The following is a 16,563-nucleotide window of genomic DNA, read 5'->3' as shown; positions in this document are numbered from 1 at the left end:
CACCGGTCCCCGGATCATTCGTGTCCGGGCTTTGAAGTACGAGACGACGTGAAACGAGAAACGAAAGGACGATCGACGCATGACGTGACGCCTCGCATGGGGCCATGCCCGACAGGAGCAAGACAATGACTATTCTCGATCAGGTTCTTGGACGCGAGCGCGTCCTCGTAAAGGAAAACGAACGTGCCCTCACCCTCTACAAGGGGAAATCCAGGCTGTCCTGCTGCCGGGCGAGCACTCGCTCGCCAACCGGGGCGGAAGCCTGGAAGTGTCGCGGCACGATCTGAAGAACCCGGAATTCGTTTCGGCGTACGAGAAGGCGTTGTTCGACAAGCTCCCGGATATGGCCGCGCGTCATTTCACCGTCGTTCGCACCGGCCGCACGGATGTCGCCGTCATCGAGCGTGACGGCAATCTCCATGCCGTTCTGGCGGCGGACCGCAAGCTGGTGCTGTGGACGGATGCCGGGCCGTGGAAGGTGACGCTGGTCGATACGGCCGCCGAACTGGCGATCGATCCGGCCGTCATGCGCCGGCTCGGCCAGGCCCGGAAGACGGAACTGATGTCCGTCCATCCGGTCGTCGACGGCCAGGCCGGACTGCTGTTCGTCGACGGCGTGCTTGCCCGCACGCTTTCTGCGGGCGTGCACGCCTTCTGGAATGTCGGCCGCATGGTCCAGGTGAAGGTCGTCGACCTCAAGCGCCAGTCGCTCGATGTCGCCGGGCAGGAAGTGCTGACCAAGGATCGCGTGACGATCCGCGTCAACATCGCTGCTGAGTACCGGGTCGTCGATCCGGTCAAGGCGGTGAGCACGGTGAAGGACTTCTCCGAAGCCCTCTACCGCGCCCTGCAGTACGCCTTCCGCAAGACGCTTGGCGCGCTCACGCTCGACCAGATCCTTGAAAAGAAGGTGACGGTCGACGAGGAGGCCGCGACCAAGGTGCGTGACGACATGGCCGCGATCGGCCTCGAGGTCAGCGATATCGCGCTCAAGGATGTGATCCTGCCGGGCGAGATGCGCGAAATCCTCAACCAGGTGGTTTCGGCCGAAAAGCAGGCCGAGGCCAACGTCATCCGTCGTCGCGAGGAGACGAACGCCACGCGTTCGCTGCTCAACACGGCCAAGGTGATGGCCGAAAACCCGGTGATGCTGCGGCTGAAGGAGCTCGAGGCTCTGGAAACCATCGCCGGCAAGGTCGAGCGGCTCACCGTCCACAACGGGACGGGCGGGTTGCTCAACGACCTGGTCAAGCTCCGCGATTAGCCGAGCTTACGCAACGTTAGAAGGGAGGGGCCGCCGGGCCAGCCGGCGGCCCTTCTTGCGTTTGCCTGCCCCTACCCATCCGCACGCCGTGCATCAGGCCTTTTCCTGTCGGGAAAAACCGATTAGACAGCGCCCAAACAAGATGCGGACAGATTCCGCCCGCAACCGAAGGAAAAGCCCTTGTCCACCACGTTCGAGAAAGTCGCCAAGATCATTGCCGACACCAGCGAGATCGATATCGACACCATCACGCCCGAGAGCCACACCATCGACGATCTCGGCATCGACAGCCTCGATTTCCTCGACATCGTCTTTGCCATCGACAAGGAATTCGGCATCAAGGTGCCGTTGGAAAAGTGGACGCAGGAAGTCAATGACGGCAAGGCTTCGACCGATGACTACTTCGTCATGAAGAACCTCTGCGCCAAGATCGACGCGCTGGTCGCGGCCAAAACCGCGTGATTTTCGTCGAGCGCGCGAACTTGACGCGCTTTCCCGCCTGACCCACAAAAGCCATCCATGAGCAATCCGCACGACGTCGTCATCACCGGCATCGGCCTCGTCTCTTCCTTGGGAGAAGGTCCGGATGCGCATTGGCAAAAGCTGACCCAGCCCGGCCTTGAGCCGGTGCTGGAGGCGGTGCGCTTTGCGCCCTATACCATCCATCCGCTGCCCGAGATCGACTGGAACCTGCAGATCGCCAAGCGCGGCGACCAGCGCCAGATGGAAACCTGGCAGCGGCTCGGCACCTATGTCGCCGGCCTGGCGCTGGACGATGCCGGCATCAAGGGCGATGACGAGCTTTGCGCCACCATGGACATGGTGGTGGCGGCCGGCGGCGGCGAGCGCGACGAGACGGTCGATGCCGCGATCCTTGCCGCTTCGAGTCCCGCAACGACCGCGACGTGCTGCTCAACGAGAAGCTGACCACCGAATTGCGGCCGACCTTGTTCCTGGCGCAGCTCTCCAACCTGCTCGCCGGCAACATTTCCATCGTGCATAAGGTCACCGGCTCGTCGCGTACCTTCATGGGCGAGGAAGGCGCAGGCGTCTCCGCCGTCGAGACGGCCGCCGCGCGCATCCGCTCCGGACAGTCGACGCATGTGCTGGTCGGCGGCGCCTTCCAGACCGCACATTCCGACATGCTGCTCGGCTACGAGCTTGCCGGCTATCTGCATCGCGGTCCGTGGAAGCCGGTCTGGCAGAGACAGGGCGCTGAAGGCGGCGGTGTGGTGACGGGTTCCGGCGGCGCTTTCCTGGTGCTCGAGCAGCGCCAGCACGCGCAAAGCCGCGGCCGCAAGATCTACGCCGAACTCGGGCCCGTGGCTTCCGGCCGCGCCCGGCGCCGGCGCGGCGAATTGAATGCGGAGATCGCCGCATTGTTGCAGCAGGCGGCGCTGCCGGCTGGCGAACTGCTGACCATTTCGGGCGCCTCGGGCGCTCATGCCGCCACGACCGCTGAGAAGGCCGTGCTGGATGCCAATCCGGCTCTGGCCGTGCGCGCTTTCTCTACGCTGACCGGCCACATGAAGGAAGCGCAATTCCCGTTTGCCGTGGCACTGGCGGCTTTGGCTGTCGATCGCAAGGCCGCCTACCCTGTCTTCGATGCCACAGCGGAGCGGCCTTTCGCGGGCGCCCCGACATCCGTCCTTGCAACGGCGATCGGCTATCACCAATTCGAGGGCCTGGGCCTGATCAAGGCGGCTTAGAACAGTTTTTCGCAGTTCCGGGACCGCTACACACTTTTCCTGGAATTGCCCGAGACCGAGGCAAACAGAATATGGCCAATCTTCGCGATCATATGGGCAGGCCGATAGTCGCCGTGACCGGCATCGGCGTCGTCACCTCGCTCGGCGTCGGCAAAAAAGACAATTGGGCAGCACTGACCTCGGGCAAGTCGGGCATCCATCCAATCACCCGCTTTCCGATCGATCAGTTGAACACCCGCATTTCCGGCATGGTCGATTTCCTGCCGTCGAGCACCAAGGGCGCCAGCCACCTCACCTACGAGCTGGCCGAAACGGCGGCGCAGGAGGCCCTGTCGGAAGCCGGCTTCGATTCCAATGACTTTGGTGGCCCCCTGTTCCTGGCTTCGCCGCCGGTCGAACTCGACTGGGCCGACCGTTTCTCGCTTTACAATTCCGACGACAAGGGCGGCGGCGCCGAAAGGCTGCTGCGTGTGGCCCGCGCGTTGAAGGAATTGGACACCTTCGACACCACCCAGTTCGGCACCATCGCCGACCGTCTGGCCGACCGCTTCGGCACGCGCGGCCTGCCGATCACGCTGTCGACCGCCTGCGCTTCCGGCGCCACCGCCATCCAGCTCGGTGTCGAGGCGATCCGCCGCGGCGAATGCGACAAGGCGCTGTCGGTCGGCGCCGACGGCTCTGCCACCGCCGAAGCGCTGATCCGCTTCTCGCTGCTCTCGGCCCTTTCCACCCATAACGACATTCCGGAGAAGGCTTCCAAACCCTTCTCCAAGGACCGCGACGGCTTCGTGCTCGCCGAAGGCTCCGGCGCGCTGGTGCTGGAATCGCTGGAGGCCGCCCTTGCTCGCGGCGCCACCGTTCTCGGCATCCTGCGCGGCTGCGGCGAAAAAGCCGACGATTTCCACCGCACCCGTTCCAAGCCGGACGGTTCGCCGGCGATCGCAGCGGTGCGCGCCGCCCTTGCCGATGCTGGCCTGAGCAAGGACGAGATCGACTACGTCAATGCGCATGGCACCTCGACGCCGGAAAACGACAAAATGGAGCATCTGTCGTTATCGACGGTGTTCGGCGAGCGCATCGGCTCGATGCCGGTCTCGTCGAACAAGTCGATGATCGGCCACACGCTGTCCGCGGCCGGCGCCGTCGAGGCGGCGTTCTCGCTGCTGACGATGCGTGAAAGCGTCATTCCGCCGACCATCAACTACGACAACCCCGACCCGGCGATCGTGCTCGACGTGGTGCCGAACAAGAAGCGCAATGCCGAGGTTCGCAGCGTTCTGTCGAACTCCTTCGGCTTCGGCGGTCAGAACACTTGCCTTGTCATGGCGCGGGAACCGGTCTAAGCGACCTTTTTCAGCCCCACTGAACCGACAGGCCCAATGCGCGCACTGCAACTTATCGAGGATCGCCGTCTTGAAACGGTGGACCTGCCGCCCCCTCCGCCGCCTTCGCTCGGCGAAGTGACGCTGCGCATCAAAGCGGTGGCGCTCAACCATATCGATGTCTGGGGCTGGCGCGGCATGGCTTTCGCCAAGCGCAAACTGCCGCTGGTCGTCGGCGCCGAAGCCTCGGGCGAGGTCGAGACGGTCGGCCCTGGCGTTTCCAACCTGCTGCCAGGACAATTGGTGTCGATCTACGGCGCCCGCACCTGCGGCCTGTGCCGTGCCTGCCGCGAAGGCCGCGACAATCTCTGCGAGCAAGTCTCCGGCGTCCACGGCTTCCACCTCGACGGCTTCGCGCAGGAGAAGATCAACCTGCCGGCGCGCTTGCTGGTGCCTGCCCCGCCCGGCGTGACCGATATCGGCGCCGCGGTCGCTCCCGTCACCTTCGGCACCGTCGAGCACATGCTGTTCGACAATGCCAAGCTCCAGGCCGGCGAAACCATCCTGGTCCATGCCGGCGGCTCCGGCATCGGCTCGGCGGCGATCCAGCTCGCCAAGCGGATGGGCTGCATCATCATCACCACGGTCGGCTCGAACGACAAGATCGACAAGGCCAAGGCGCTCGGCGCCGACCATGTCATCAACTACCGCGAGGACCGCTTCGAGGGCGTCGTGCGCAAGCTGACCAAGAAAAAGGGCGTCGATGTCGTGTTCGAGCATGTCGGCGCCGACACTTTCGCCGGCTCGATGCTGTGCCTGAAGCGCGGCGGCCGCCTCGTCACCTGCGGCTCGACCTCCGGCGTGTCGACGCAGATCAACCTGATGCAGCTTTTCCAGCAGCAGCTGAAGCTGCTTGGATCCTTCGGCTGCCGCATGGAGAACATGGCCAATGCCATGCAGAAGATGGCGGCGGGACAGGTGGCTCCCGTCATCGACACCGAAGTTGGCTTCGACGACATCGACGCCGCGCTGAAGCGTATGGAAGGCCGCGACGTCTTCGGCAAGATCATCTTGCGCGTCTAAGAGCAATTCCAAGAAAAGTGTGAAGCGATTTTCCGTCAGGAATTGCGTAAAAACAAGGGGATAGAGCGTTTCTGCGAAACGGTGAAACGCTCTAAAAGCGGATGGTCGGCAAGGTGTTCAAGAAAGCCCGCCGGGACTTCATGTTCCGCTACGGCCGCCGGCTGCGTCAGATGGAGCACTGGCTGGTCGCGCGCCTTGCCATGGTAATTATCCGCGTGCTGCGGCTTCTGCCGCCGGACAGCGCGCTCAACTTCGCCGACCGCGTCGCCCGCCGCATCGGACCGATGGTCGGCCGCCACCGCGTGGCGATCGACAATCTGCGCCTTGCCTATCCGCAAAAGAGCGATGCCGAGATCGAGGCCATCGCGCTCGACATGTGGGGCAACATGGCGAGACTCGCCGCCGAGTACATTTTCCTCGACGCGCTGTTCGACTTCGATCCGAACGCGACCAAACCGGGCCGGGTCGAGGTTCGCGGTGTCGAGCATTTCCTTGAGATCGCCGGCGAGAAGAAGCCGCACATCCTGTTCACCGGCCATCTCGGCAATTTCGAGCTGCTGCCGGTGGCCGCCGCGACGTTCGGCATGAAGATCACCGCGCTGTTTCGTCCGCCGAACAATCCTTATCTCGCCGACTACATCCACTCGACGCGACGCTCGACGATGGGCGACCTGTTGCCTTCATCGACCGGTGCGTCGTTCGCACTGGCTTCCATTCTGGAAAACGGCGGCAATATCGGCGTCCTGGTCGACCAGAAATTCTCGAGCGGTGTCGACACCAGCTTCTTCGGCCGCCCCTGCCAGAGCAATCCGGTGCTTGGCATGCTTGCGCGCCACTACGACTGCGACGTCTATCCGGCGCGCTGCGTCAGGCTGCCGGGCAACCGTTTCCGCCTGGAGATCGAGGACAAGCTCACCTTGCCGCGCACTGATGACGGCAGTGTCGACGTCAGGGCAACCACCCAGCTTCTCGCCGACGTGGTCGAGCGCTGGGTGCGCGAGGATCCTGGCCAGTGGATGTGGTTCCACAAGCGCTGGGAAATCAGTGGCCGCCGCCGCAAGCGCGGACAAGCAACGGCAACGGCCGGCCAATAGTTGGTCGGCTTTCGACCCGGATCAGTTGGTCACGACGATCCGCGTGTTGCCGAAGCCGGCTTCCTTGACCATCGCATAGAAGGTCGCGGCGTTGGCCGTATGCAGGCGCACGCAGCCATGCGATGCGGGACTTCCCAGATATCTCACCGCATTGGTACCGTGGATGGCATAGCCGCCATGGAAGAACACCGAATAAGGCATTGGCGACATGTGATATTTTTTCGAATACCACATCCGCGCCGTCCGTTGCGGCCGATAGGTACCGGGTGGCGTGAAGTAGCCGCGGCGCGCGGTCGACACGCTCCACCGATACATCACCTGCCCATATTTGCTGACCGTCATCGTTTGCGATGACACGTCGATGCTGGCGACCAGCGATGCCGCCCGGCTTGCAACCGACATGCCGAGCATGGCGATTGCCACCATTGTTGCCATGAGAGCGAATTTCTTCATGCGATCAAACCCCTTTGATTGCCCTTGCCGCCATCACGTGATTTTTCATCGTTTTATTGGCAGGTGAATGAATTACCACACACTCCTTGAAAAAACGCCCAACCTAAAGCCACGAATTTGAACGATTCTCGTCATAGTTGCTACCACGACACGCACCCTCTGGAGTTTAAGCCAGCGCTTTGGGCCATGCAGGCATGGCCGTTTGGCAATTGGCGAGAGGCTGCTTGCAAAAACTCGGCGTTGCTCTTTCAATCCGCCGCATGAATGAACGACTCTTCAAGGCGGTTGATGATCGGGTCGACGACCTGGTGCAGCTCACCGCCGAGCTGATCCGCTTTCCGACCGTCAACCCGCCAGGCGAGGCTTATGGGCCTTGCGCCGAATATGTCGGCGCGCGCCTGAGGCGGCTCGGCTTCGAAACCGAATTCATCCGTGCGCAAGGCACGCCGGGCGACACCGATCGCTACCCGCGCATCAATGTCGTGGCCCGCCGCAACGGCCGCTCGCCGGGGCCTTGCGTGCATTTCAATTCGCATATCGACGTGGTCGAGGCCGGCGACGGCTGGACCGTCGATCCTTTTGCCGGCTTGGTGAAGGACGGCCGTGTCTATGGCCGCGGCGCCTGCGACATGAAAGGCGGGCTCGCGGCCTCGATCATCGCTGTCGAGGCGTTCATGGAGATCTATCCCGATTTCCCCGGCGCCATCGAGATTTCGGGCACTGCGGACGAGGAGTCCGGCGGGTTCGGTGGCGTCGCCCACCTGGCCAGGCTCGGCTATTTCTCCAAGCCGAAAGTCGATCATGTCATCATCCCGGAACCGCTGAACAAGGACCGTATCTGCCTTGGCCATCGCGGCGTGTGGTGGGCCGAGATCGAGACCAAGGGCGAGATCGCGCATGGCTCGATGCCGTTCCTCGGCGACAATGCGGTGCGCCACATGGGCGCTGTTCTGCAGGCCTTCGAGGACGAATTGTTCCCGGCCCTCGACCGCAAAATGACGCGCATGCCGGTGGTGCCTGAAGGGGCCCGGCGCTCGACCATGAACATCAACTCGATCCACGGCGGCCAGACCGAGGATTTCCGGCCGGGCCTGCCCTCGCCCAACGTGCCGGATGCCTGCCGGCTGACCATCGACCGCCGCTTCCTGCTGGAGGAGGATATCGGCACCGTCAAAGGCGAGGTCACTGATATCCTCGAGCGGCTGAAGCGCGAGCGCAAGAAATTCGACTACGAGTTCCGCGACCTGATGGAAGTGCTGCCGCTGATGACCGAGCGCGACGCGCCGGTGGTCAAGGCCGTTGCCAAGGGCATCATGGCGGTCTTCGACCGCGAACCAGACTATGTCATCTCGCCCGGCACCTACGACCAGAAGCACATCGCCCGCATCGGCCACCTCTATGATTGCATCGCCTACGGTCCAGGCATTCTCGACCTGGCTCACCGTCCGGACGAATGGGTGGGCATCGCCGACATGGTGGAAGCGGCCAAGGTGATGGCGATCGGCCTCAATGTGCTGTTGAGGGGGACGACGGACTGATTGACGCGACGGCGGGAAAAACATTTCCCCCGGCGCGGTACGGCAGCACGAAACGCAATTTACTACTGCGCGAAATCACGCTTCTATCCGCCGGGTTTGCGCAAATCTGAACAAATGGGAGTTCAGCGATGAAACTGTGGAAGACCATCCTGGCCGCGGCTGTGCTGTCGCTTGCCGCCGCCACGTCGGCCTTCGCCGCGCGCACCGATCTCACGCTCGGCATAGTGCTTGAGCCGCCGCATCTCGATCCGACCGCCGGCGCGGCCGCAGCCATTGGCGAAATCACCTATGCCAATGTCTTTGAAGGGCTAACGCGCATCGACGAGAACGGCCAGGTTCAGCCTAGTCTTGCCGAGAGCTGGACCGTCTCCGACGACGGCAAGGTCTACACGTTCAAGCTGCATTCCGGCGTGAAGTTCCACGATGGCTCGGCCTTCAGCGCCGAGGATGTGAAGTTCTCGCTGGACCGGGCGCGCGCCAAGGATTCGCTCAATCCGCAAAAGCCGCTGTTTGCCCACATCACCGATGTCACGGCCGTCGATCCGGCGACGGTCAAGGTCACGCTCGACGGTCCGCAGGGCGATTTCCTCTACGACATGGGTCAGGTTGCGGCGGTGATCGTGGGCAAGGGGTCGGCCGACGGCAACAAGGACAAGCCGATCGGCACCGGTCCGTTCAAGCTCGATCACTGGGCCAAGGGTTCCGAGATCACGCTCGTCAAGAACCCGGATTACTGGGGTACGCCCGCCGCGCTCGACAAGGCCACGTTCCGCATCGTTCCCGATGCCGCCGCGGCTGTCCCTGCCTTGCTCTCGGGCGACATCCAGGCCTTCGCCAACATGCCCGCGCAGGACGCGCTCGCGCAGGTCCAGTCCGATCCGCGCTTCAGCGTCGTGATCGGCTCGACCGAGGGCGAGACGATCCTGTCGATCAACAACAAGAAGCCGCCCTTCGACAAGCTTGCGGTGCGGCAGGCCCTCGCCTCGGCGATTGATCGCAGTGCCATCATCGAGGCGGCTTCGAACGGTCTTGGAAAGCCCATCGGCTCTCATTTCTCGCCAGGCGATGCGGGTTATGTCGACCTCACCGGCGTCTATCCGCACGATATCGCCAGGGCCAAGGCGTATCTGAAGGAAGCGGGGCTGGAGAACGGCTTCTCGGCTACGATCAAGCTGCCGCCAGTGCCCTATGCACGCGACGGCGGCCAGGTTATCCAGTCCGAACTGAAGGAAATCGGGGTCGACCTGCAGATCATTCCGGTCGAATGGGCGGAGTGGCTGAGCCAGGTCTTCACCAACAAGGACTACGACCTGACGATCGTTTCCCATGTCGAGCCAAATGACATCGATATCTACTCGCGGCCCGGCTACTATTTCCAGTACGACAATCCGAAATTCAACGACGTCATCAAGGAGCTCGGCGCCACGGTCGACAAGAACAAGAGGCTGGAGCTGCTAGGCGCGGCGCAGAAAATTCTCGCGCACGACGTTCCCGCCGTCTACCTGTTCGAGCTGCCGAAGATCGGCGTCTGGGACGCCAAGCTGCAGGGCATGTGGGCGAACTGGCCGATCGAGGCGGATGATCTGACAAAGGTGAAGTGGACGGATTGAGGCGATGCGATCGCCTGATCGCCTCCCATGACCGCCTACCTTCTGAAGCGCCTCATCATCGCGGCCCTCACCCTGCTGCTGGCCTCGATGGTGGTGTTTGCCGTCATGGAGATCCTGCCCGGAGATCCGGCGCGCCTGATGCTGGGGTTGAACGCCAGCGCCGATCAGGTCGAGTTGCTGCGCAACCAGATGGGGCTGAACGCGCCGCTGGTGCTGCGCTATCTGCACTGGGCGGGCGGGCTGCTCAGCCTCGATTTCGGCCGCTCCTACACTTATTCGGTGCCGGTCATCGACCTGATCCGCGAACGTGTGGTCGTCTCCCTGCCCTTGGCGGTGATCGCGCTGGCGCTGTCGACGGTCATAGCCATTCCGGTCGGCGTGTTTTCCGCCAGCCGGCAAGGCCGCGCCGGCGACACGCTTGCCATGGGAGTGGCCCAGCTCGGCGTCGCGGTGCCGAACTTCTGGTTCGCGCTCATGCTGATCTATCTCTTTGCAGTCTGGCTGCGGCTGGTGCCGGCCGGCGGCTTCCCCGGCTGGAACGCCGGCATCTGGCCGGCGCTGAAGTCGCTGCTCCTGCCGGCAATCGCGCTGGCGCTGCCGCAGGCCGCGATCCTCGCCCGTGTCGCCCGCTCGGCGCTGATCGAGGTGCTCAACGAGGACTACATCCGCACCGCCCGGGCCAAGGGCCTGCCCTATCGCACCGTGCTGTGGCGTCACGCGCTGCGCAACGCCTTGATCCCGGTGCTCACCATCCTCGGCCTGCAATTCGCCTTCCTGGTCGCAGGCACCATCATCATCGAGAACGTCTTCTACCTGCCCGGGCTCGGCCGGCTGGTGTTCCAGGCAATCACCCAGCGCGACCTGATCGTCGTCGAGGGCGTCGTCATGCTGCTGGTCGCCGCCGTCATCGTCATCAACCTCGTCGTCGATTTCTCCTACGCCATAGTCGATCCGCGCTTGCGAGGCCGGCAATGACGATGCGTGTCGAGATCCCTGAGGAAACGCTTGCCGGCGTGCTGGCAAAAGCCTTCGGCAACCGCTCGTTCCTGATCGGATTTGCCGTCACTGTGCTGGTGGTCGCGGTCGCGCTGCTTTCCTTCGCCTGGACGCCTTACGACGTCACGAAACTGGTGATCGCCGACAAGACGCTGGCGCCCTCATGGACACACTGGTTCGGCACCGACCATTTCGGTCGCGACATCCTGTCGATGATCATGGTCGGCGCCCGCAACTCGATTGCCGTGGCGCTGGTCGCCGTCGGCATCGGCATGGGCGTCGGCGTGCCGCTCGGCGCCTTCGCCGCGGCGCGCGGCGGCCTGGCCGACGAGGCGCTGATGCGCGTCAACGATCTCGTCTTCGCCTTCCCGGCGCTGCTCTCGGCAATCATGATCACCGCCATCTTCGGCCCCGGCGCTGTCAACGCCATCATCGCCATCGGCATCTTCAACATCCCGGTGTTTGCGCGCGTGGCGCGGGCGGGCGCGCTGGCGATCTGGCCACGCGAGTTCATCCTTGCAGCCCGCGCCGCCGGCAAGAACGCCGCGCAGATCACGATCGAGCACGTGCTGCCCAACATCGCCACGCTGCTTCTGGTGCAAGGCACCATCCAGTTCGCGCTCGGCATCCTCGCCGAGGCCGGGCTTTCCTATGTCGGTCTTGGCGCCCAGCCGCCAATGCCGAGCTGGGGCCGCATGCTGTTCGACGCGCAGACGCGCATGGTGACAGCACCGTGGATGGCGATTTTCCCAGGCATGGCGATCGTCGTCACCGTGCTCGGGCTGAACCTGCTCGGCGATGGCATCGCCGACATCCTCGATCCGAAATCGCGGCGGCGCCGATGAGCCTGCTCGAGATCGAGAACCTGTCGCTTTCGATCGGCGAGACACCGATCCTGAAAAGCATGGCGCTCACTGTCGCGGCCGGCGAGGTCGTTGGCCTAGTCGGCGAATCCGGCTCCGGCAAGTCGATGACGGCGCTGACCATCATGCGGCTGCTGCCGCATCTGGCGCGCGCCGAGGGTCGCGTCACCTTCGACGGCATCGACATCCTTGCCGCCAGCGAAGACCAGATGTGCGCTCTGCGCGGCGACGACATAGGCATGGTCTTCCAGGAGCCGATGACGGCGCTCAATCCGGTCAAGACGATCGGCGAGCAGGTTGCCGAAGGCATCCGCTGGCACACGAAAGCCGGCCGCGCCGAGGCCGAGGACCGCGCGCGGAAAATGCTCGACCGGGTCGGCCTGCCTGAAGCAAGATTCCCGCTGTCGCGCTACCCGCATGAACTGTCCGGCGGCCAGCGCCAGCGCGTCGTCATCGCCATTGCCTGCGCGCTGAAGCCGAAGCTGTTGATTGCCGACGAGCCGACCACCGCGCTCGATGTCGTGCTGCAGGGACAGATCCTCGACCTGTTGCGCGATCTGGTTAGCGAGAGCCGCATGGGCCTGCTGCTGATCTCGCACGATCTTGCGGTGGTGACCGAGATGGCCGACCGCCTGACCATCCTGCGCCATGGCGAAGTCATGGAGGCCGGCGACACCGCCCTCACCCTGTCGGAGCAACTCCACCCCTACACACGCCAACTGGCGCTGGCTTCCATGCATGTGCCGGCGCACCCGAAGCTTCATGCGGCTGGCTCGGCAAAACCGTTGCTCGAAGTCCAAGGCGTCACACGCGACTATCCAGGAGGCGCAAATCGCTGTTCCGGCCGGCGCAGCCGATCCGTGCCGTCGACGATGTTTCGCTGACCATCGAGCCTGCACAATCGGTGGCTCTCGTTGGCCGCTCCGGCTGCGGCAAGTCCACGCTCGCCCGCATCATCCTGGCGCTGGACAAGCCGACGGCGGGCGCAATCCGCTTTCGGGATGAGACCATCACCGGCAAGCCCGCGTCCGAGCTCAAACCGGCGCGGCGCGACATGCAGGTGGTGTTCCAGGATCCTTACGGTTCCTTCGATCCGCGCCAGAAGGTCGAAAAACTGGTGGCCGAGCCGCTGCATCTCCTCGAAAAACCGCCGTCCAAAAGCGAGCGGCGCGACATGGTCGCCCGTGCCCTGGGCGAAGTCGGCCTCGGTCCGCGCGACATGGACAAATACCCGCACGAGTTCTCGGGCGGCCAGCGCCAGCGCCTGTCGATTGCCCGCGCCATCATCACCCGGCCGAAGCTGGTCGTCGCCGACGAACCGGTCTCGGCGCTGGATGTGTCGATCCGCGCCCAGATCCTCGACCTCTTCGCCGAGCTCAACCAGAAGCTCGGCATCGCCTATCTGTTCATCACCCACGACCTGACCGTTGCCCGCGCCATGGCCGACGAAGTGCTGGTCATGCATGAAGGCAGGATCGTCGAACGCGGCAAGGCGAGTGAAGTGCTCGACCATCCGCGGTCCGAGGCGGCCAAGGCGCTGGTCAGCGCCGCTCCGGACCTGCATCGGGCAATCGCACGGCGCATGCAGGAGCAGGGTTAGCTTAGCCCTCCGGCTTCACCACATCGACCGGGCTGATATCGAGCAGGTCGAGCGTGCGGCGCAACAGCCGCACCTCGCTCTCGGCCAGCTTGGAGTCGGCCTTGGCGATCTCGGCCATATGCTGGGCCAGCAGCTTGCGCCGCTCGACATCGAGGTCGCGAAACAGCGCGATCGCCTGCGAGCCGTTGGTCTCGTAGCCGTAATCGTTGAGATACTCGATGACGCTGTCGATGCTGGCCTCGGCAATGCCGAATGCCTCCTTGCAGATGCGCCGAAAGACGACCATCTCGCTCTCCGAGACCGAGCCGTCGGCCAGGATCATCCGGAACAGCATCAGGAGTTCCGCCGACAACACAGGGTCGTCGGCGACCTTGCGCACGCCCGGGTCGCCGTCGAAGATCGAACGTATCTGGTCGAGCAGCGCCATGGCCATCAGCCTCCCCTTCGCGATTCCAGTTTGATTGTTAGCGTGGAATCGCTCTTGCGCAAACTGGGCGCGCGTGATGGAAGCTGCCGTTCCCCTCACCGCGACTTTTCGATGATCGACCTTACCCTGCAGACCGTCCTTTTTCTCGTCGCCGCCGCCTTCGCGGCGGGCTTTGTCGATTCGATTGCTGGCGGCGGCGGGTTGATCACCATCCCGGCTTTGCTTATCGCCGGCTATTCGCCGGTCGCAGCGCTTGGCACCAACAAATTGCAGGGCATGTTCGGCTCCGGCTCGGCGACCATCCACTATGCGGCGAAAGGCCAGGTCGATCTGCGACGCCAGCTGCCGTCCGCGACGCTGGCGCTCGCCGGCGGCGCCATCGGTGCGCTTTTGGCGACGGTCGTGCCCGGAGACTTCCTACGCGCCATCCTGCCGCTGCTCTTGATCGCGATTGCGCTTTATTTCGCGCTGAAGCCCAACATGGACGATGTCGATCGCGCCGAGCGGCTGTCGCCATTCCTGTTCGGCTTGGTCATCCCGTCGCTGGTCGGCTTCTATGACGGCGTGTTCGGTCCGGGCGCCGGCTCCTTCTATATGCTCGCCTTCGTTACCCTTGCCGGCTACGGCGTGCTTAAGAGCAACGGCGCACACCAAGCTGCTCAATTTCGCCTCCAACATCGGCGGCTTCATCGTCTTTGCCGCTGTCGGCGTCATCGACTGGAAGATCGGCCTGATGATGGGCGTGGCGCAGTTCATCGGCGCCCGCGTCGGCGCCGGCCTGGCGATCCGCATCGGCGCCAAACTGATCAAACCGCTGCTGGTCGTCGTGTGCCTGGCACTGGCGGTGAAGCTTTTGGCCGACCCGGCCAATCCCCTGCGTCAGCTCATTGGTGTGTGACCACGCTGCTGGTAGGATTGCCGCGTGCAGAATCATGTTGGAGGAGCAGACATGAACCTCAGTGCACCTACTCAGATCGTGTTCATTATTTCGTTGGTCATCGCCATCATCGGCGTTCTCGCTGCGCTTGGCGTTCTTGCCTTTATTCCGCTTGCCTCGGTGTGGATCGTCCTCATCGCTTACATTGTACTCGCCGCCGGCTGCCTGATGCGCGGCGCGTGAAGCCTTAAAATCCTGCAATTCGAAAGCGCCCGGTTCTGCCGGGCGCTTTTGATTTGAGGCCACGGTCTGCTAGATTCGCGCCATGTCCGACGAGACGGAGCGCCATCGACACGACAATCGCTCTCCCGCCCTCCATTTCGAAATGGTGCGGCGTGCGGCTCCCGCGTCGCTTGCGGGTATCGTCACCGATATCTGCGGCTATCGCGAGATCTGTCCCGGCCATTTCCGCATCGTCGAATATGCCTCGCTCACCGTGCCGCTGGTGATCAGCTTCGCCGAAGCCTTTGCCATCGGACTGGGTCGCGCTCCGGGCGACAATGACCGCTACGCCAGCTTCGCCGCCGGCCTTTATGCCGGCCCGGTCATGATCGAATCCTTCGGCGGCGCCTGCTGCGTCCAGGTCAATTTCACGCCGCTCGGCGCTCGGAAATTCTTCGGCCTGCCGATGAGCGAGTTGCGCGACCGGATGGTCGGCCTCGACGATGCGCTGGGTTCCGACGGTATCGCGCTGCGCGAAAGACTGGGCGAAGCGCCGGACTGGAACACCCGCTTTGCCATTGCCGAGGGTTTTGTCGCCAGCCGGCTGGCTCGGGCGAACGCGCTTTCGCCCGAGATCGCCTGGGCCTACCGGACCGTCATCGCGTCGGACGGGCGCACGCGCATCGCGGCGCTTGCCGGCGAGCTAGGCTGGAGCCGCAAACATCTGGCGGCAAAATTTTCCGACGCGATCGGCATCGGACCGAAAACGCTGTCGCGCATCGTGCGCTTCAACCGCGCGCTGTCGCTGTCGAAACAGCAGGATGGCGATTGGGCCGGCATCGCCGCCGATTGCGGCTATGCCGACCAGTCGCATCTGGTGCGCGAATTCCGCCAGTTTGCTGGTGAAACGCCGACCGCGCTCGCGGCATTGATGTAGGCCTCTGCCAGGTAACATTTCTTCAAGACGCTGGAATGGCCATGGGCGAGACTGGGTTCATCGACCCAAACAAGGAGATCGCCATGCCCACGGCCAAGGAAGCACCGCGCATTTACCCGGCACTGCGGTACAAAAACGCTGGCACCATGATCGACTGGCTCTGCGAGGCCTTCGGCTTCGAGGTCCGCGCCCGCTACGGCCAAGGCGACGTGATCCACCACGCCGAGCTCATTTTCGGTTCCTCGATGATCATGCTCGGCACGTCTCGCGACGACGATTACGGCAAGATGGTCGGCGATCCAGGCAGTGGTGGCGGCAAGTCGATCTACATCGCCGTCGATGACGCCGATACCGCCTATGCGCGTGCCAAGACTGCCGGCGCGACAATCATCCAGGAGCTGGTCGATCGCGATTACGGCAGCCGCGAGTTCATCTGCCGCGATCCGGAAGGCAATGTCTGGTCGTTCGGTACTTATTGGCCGAAAGCGGGTGAGAAAGCGTAGGCGGGACGCTCGAGGTTGGCGACAACTTCCGAACTTCGTCATCCACGGGCGGAGCAGGAGCGAAG

14 protein-coding genes and 3 pseudogenes are annotated in these 16,563 nt (G+C 63.7%); 15 read left to right on the top strand and 2 right to left on the bottom strand.

The genetic code is table 11. The annotated features are described in order from the left end of the window. The first annotated feature begins 268 nt into the window (after nucleotides 1-268). The 6 genes and pseudogenes from ACVDG8_RS32910 to ACVDG8_RS32885 all read left to right on the top strand — a co-directional run bounded on the left by ACVDG8_RS32910 (nucleotide 269) and on the right by ACVDG8_RS32885 (nucleotide 6,472). Nucleotides 269-1,264: a slipin family protein gene (locus ACVDG8_RS32910; RefSeq protein WP_447252195.1), complete on the top strand. Its 996-nt coding sequence runs from the start codon at nucleotides 269-271 to the stop codon at nucleotides 1,262-1,264. Between the two features lie 180 nt (nucleotides 1,265-1,444). Next, nucleotides 1,445-1,726, top strand: a complete 282-nt coding sequence (locus ACVDG8_RS32905) for an acyl carrier protein (protein ID WP_181056006.1) — start codon at nucleotides 1,445-1,447, stop codon at nucleotides 1,724-1,726. A 57-nt stretch (nucleotides 1,727-1,783) separates the two neighbouring features. Beyond that, nucleotides 1,784-2,973, top strand: a pseudogene (locus tag ACVDG8_RS32900) (beta-ketoacyl-ACP synthase). Between the two features lie 71 nt (nucleotides 2,974-3,044). After that, nucleotides 3,045-4,316 carry a beta-ketoacyl-ACP synthase gene (locus ACVDG8_RS32895; protein WP_447252193.1) on the top strand — a complete coding sequence of 424 codons (1,272 nt, stop codon included), beginning with the start codon at nucleotides 3,045-3,047 and terminating at the stop codon, nucleotides 4,314-4,316. Nucleotides 4,317-4,352: 36 nt separating this feature from the next. Beyond that, nucleotides 4,353-5,378: a zinc-binding dehydrogenase gene (locus ACVDG8_RS32890; RefSeq protein ID WP_447252192.1), complete on the top strand. Its 1,026-nt coding sequence runs from the start codon at nucleotides 4,353-4,355 to the stop codon at nucleotides 5,376-5,378. Between the two features lie 101 nt (nucleotides 5,379-5,479). Continuing rightward, nucleotides 5,480-6,472: a lipid A biosynthesis lauroyl acyltransferase gene (locus ACVDG8_RS32885; protein WP_447252191.1), complete on the top strand. Its 993-nt coding sequence runs from the start codon at nucleotides 5,480-5,482 to the stop codon at nucleotides 6,470-6,472. Nucleotides 6,473-6,493: 21 nt separating this feature from the next. On the opposite strand, the gene ACVDG8_RS32880 is transcribed toward ACVDG8_RS32885, so the two are convergent. Beyond that, a complete protein-coding gene (locus ACVDG8_RS32880; protein ID WP_447252190.1) occupies nucleotides 6,494-6,925 on the bottom strand; it encodes a L,D-transpeptidase in 432 nt (143 codons plus the stop codon). Nucleotides 6,926-7,185: 260 nt separating this feature from the next. Between ACVDG8_RS32880 and ACVDG8_RS32875 the strand changes: the two genes are divergently transcribed. The 5 genes and pseudogenes from ACVDG8_RS32875 to ACVDG8_RS32855 all read left to right on the top strand — a co-directional run bounded on the left by ACVDG8_RS32875 (nucleotide 7,186) and on the right by ACVDG8_RS32855 (nucleotide 13,532). Continuing rightward, the gene (locus tag ACVDG8_RS32875) at nucleotides 7,186-8,463 is read left to right on the top strand and encodes an acetylornithine deacetylase/succinyl-diaminopimelate desuccinylase family protein (protein ID WP_447252189.1); all 1,278 of its coding nucleotides are present in this window, start codon (nucleotides 7,186-7,188) and stop codon (nucleotides 8,461-8,463) included. A 128-nt stretch (nucleotides 8,464-8,591) separates the two neighbouring features. Beyond that, nucleotides 8,592-10,073, top strand: coding sequence for an ABC transporter substrate-binding protein (locus ACVDG8_RS32870; RefSeq protein WP_447252188.1), 1,482 nt, complete (start codon nucleotides 8,592-8,594; stop codon nucleotides 10,071-10,073). Nucleotides 10,074-10,100: 27 nt separating this feature from the next. Beyond that, nucleotides 10,101-11,048: an ABC transporter permease gene (locus tag ACVDG8_RS32865; protein ID WP_447252187.1), complete on the top strand. Its 948-nt coding sequence runs from the start codon at nucleotides 10,101-10,103 to the stop codon at nucleotides 11,046-11,048. Beyond that, on the top strand, nucleotides 11,045-11,914 hold the full coding sequence (locus ACVDG8_RS32860; protein ID WP_447252186.1) for an ABC transporter permease: 870 nt from the start codon (nucleotides 11,045-11,047) through the stop codon (nucleotides 11,912-11,914). The genes ACVDG8_RS32865 and ACVDG8_RS32860 overlap by 4 nt, the downstream gene beginning before the upstream one ends. Further along, nucleotides 11,911-13,532: pseudogene (locus ACVDG8_RS32855) on the top strand (ABC transporter ATP-binding protein). The gene ACVDG8_RS32860 and the pseudogene ACVDG8_RS32855 overlap by 4 nt, the downstream one beginning before the upstream one ends. Nucleotide 13,533: 1 nt before the next feature. On the opposite strand, the gene ACVDG8_RS32850 reads toward ACVDG8_RS32855, so the two are convergent. After that, entirely contained in the window at nucleotides 13,534-13,965 is a 432-nt protein-coding gene (locus ACVDG8_RS32850; RefSeq protein WP_447252184.1) for a TerB family tellurite resistance protein, read from the bottom strand. A gap of 105 nt (nucleotides 13,966-14,070) precedes the next feature. Between ACVDG8_RS32850 and ACVDG8_RS32845 the strand changes: the two are divergent. From ACVDG8_RS32845 to ACVDG8_RS32830, 4 genes and pseudogenes are all read left to right on the top strand, one after another. After that, nucleotides 14,071-14,857 (top strand): annotated as a pseudogene (locus tag ACVDG8_RS32845) (TSUP family transporter). Between the two features lie 51 nt (nucleotides 14,858-14,908). Further along, complete coding sequence (locus ACVDG8_RS32840) at nucleotides 14,909-15,079, top strand: hypothetical protein (protein WP_447252182.1); 171 nt, start codon at nucleotides 14,909-14,911, stop codon at nucleotides 15,077-15,079. Nucleotides 15,080-15,161: 82 nt separating this feature from the next. Further along, the gene (locus tag ACVDG8_RS32835) at nucleotides 15,162-15,995 is read left to right on the top strand and encodes a helix-turn-helix domain-containing protein (protein WP_447252181.1); all 834 of its coding nucleotides are present in this window, start codon (nucleotides 15,162-15,164) and stop codon (nucleotides 15,993-15,995) included. A gap of 83 nt (nucleotides 15,996-16,078) precedes the next feature. Continuing rightward, complete coding sequence (locus ACVDG8_RS32830) at nucleotides 16,079-16,498, top strand: VOC family protein (protein ID WP_447257158.1); 420 nt, start codon at nucleotides 16,079-16,081, stop codon at nucleotides 16,496-16,498. Nucleotides 16,499-16,563: the final 65 nt, after the last annotated feature.

The sequence above is a fragment of the Mesorhizobium sp. ORM8.1 genome (genome assembly GCF_053005525.2).
Note: the sequence above shows the minus strand (reverse complement) of the source record. Positions and strands in the feature narration are given on the sequence as shown.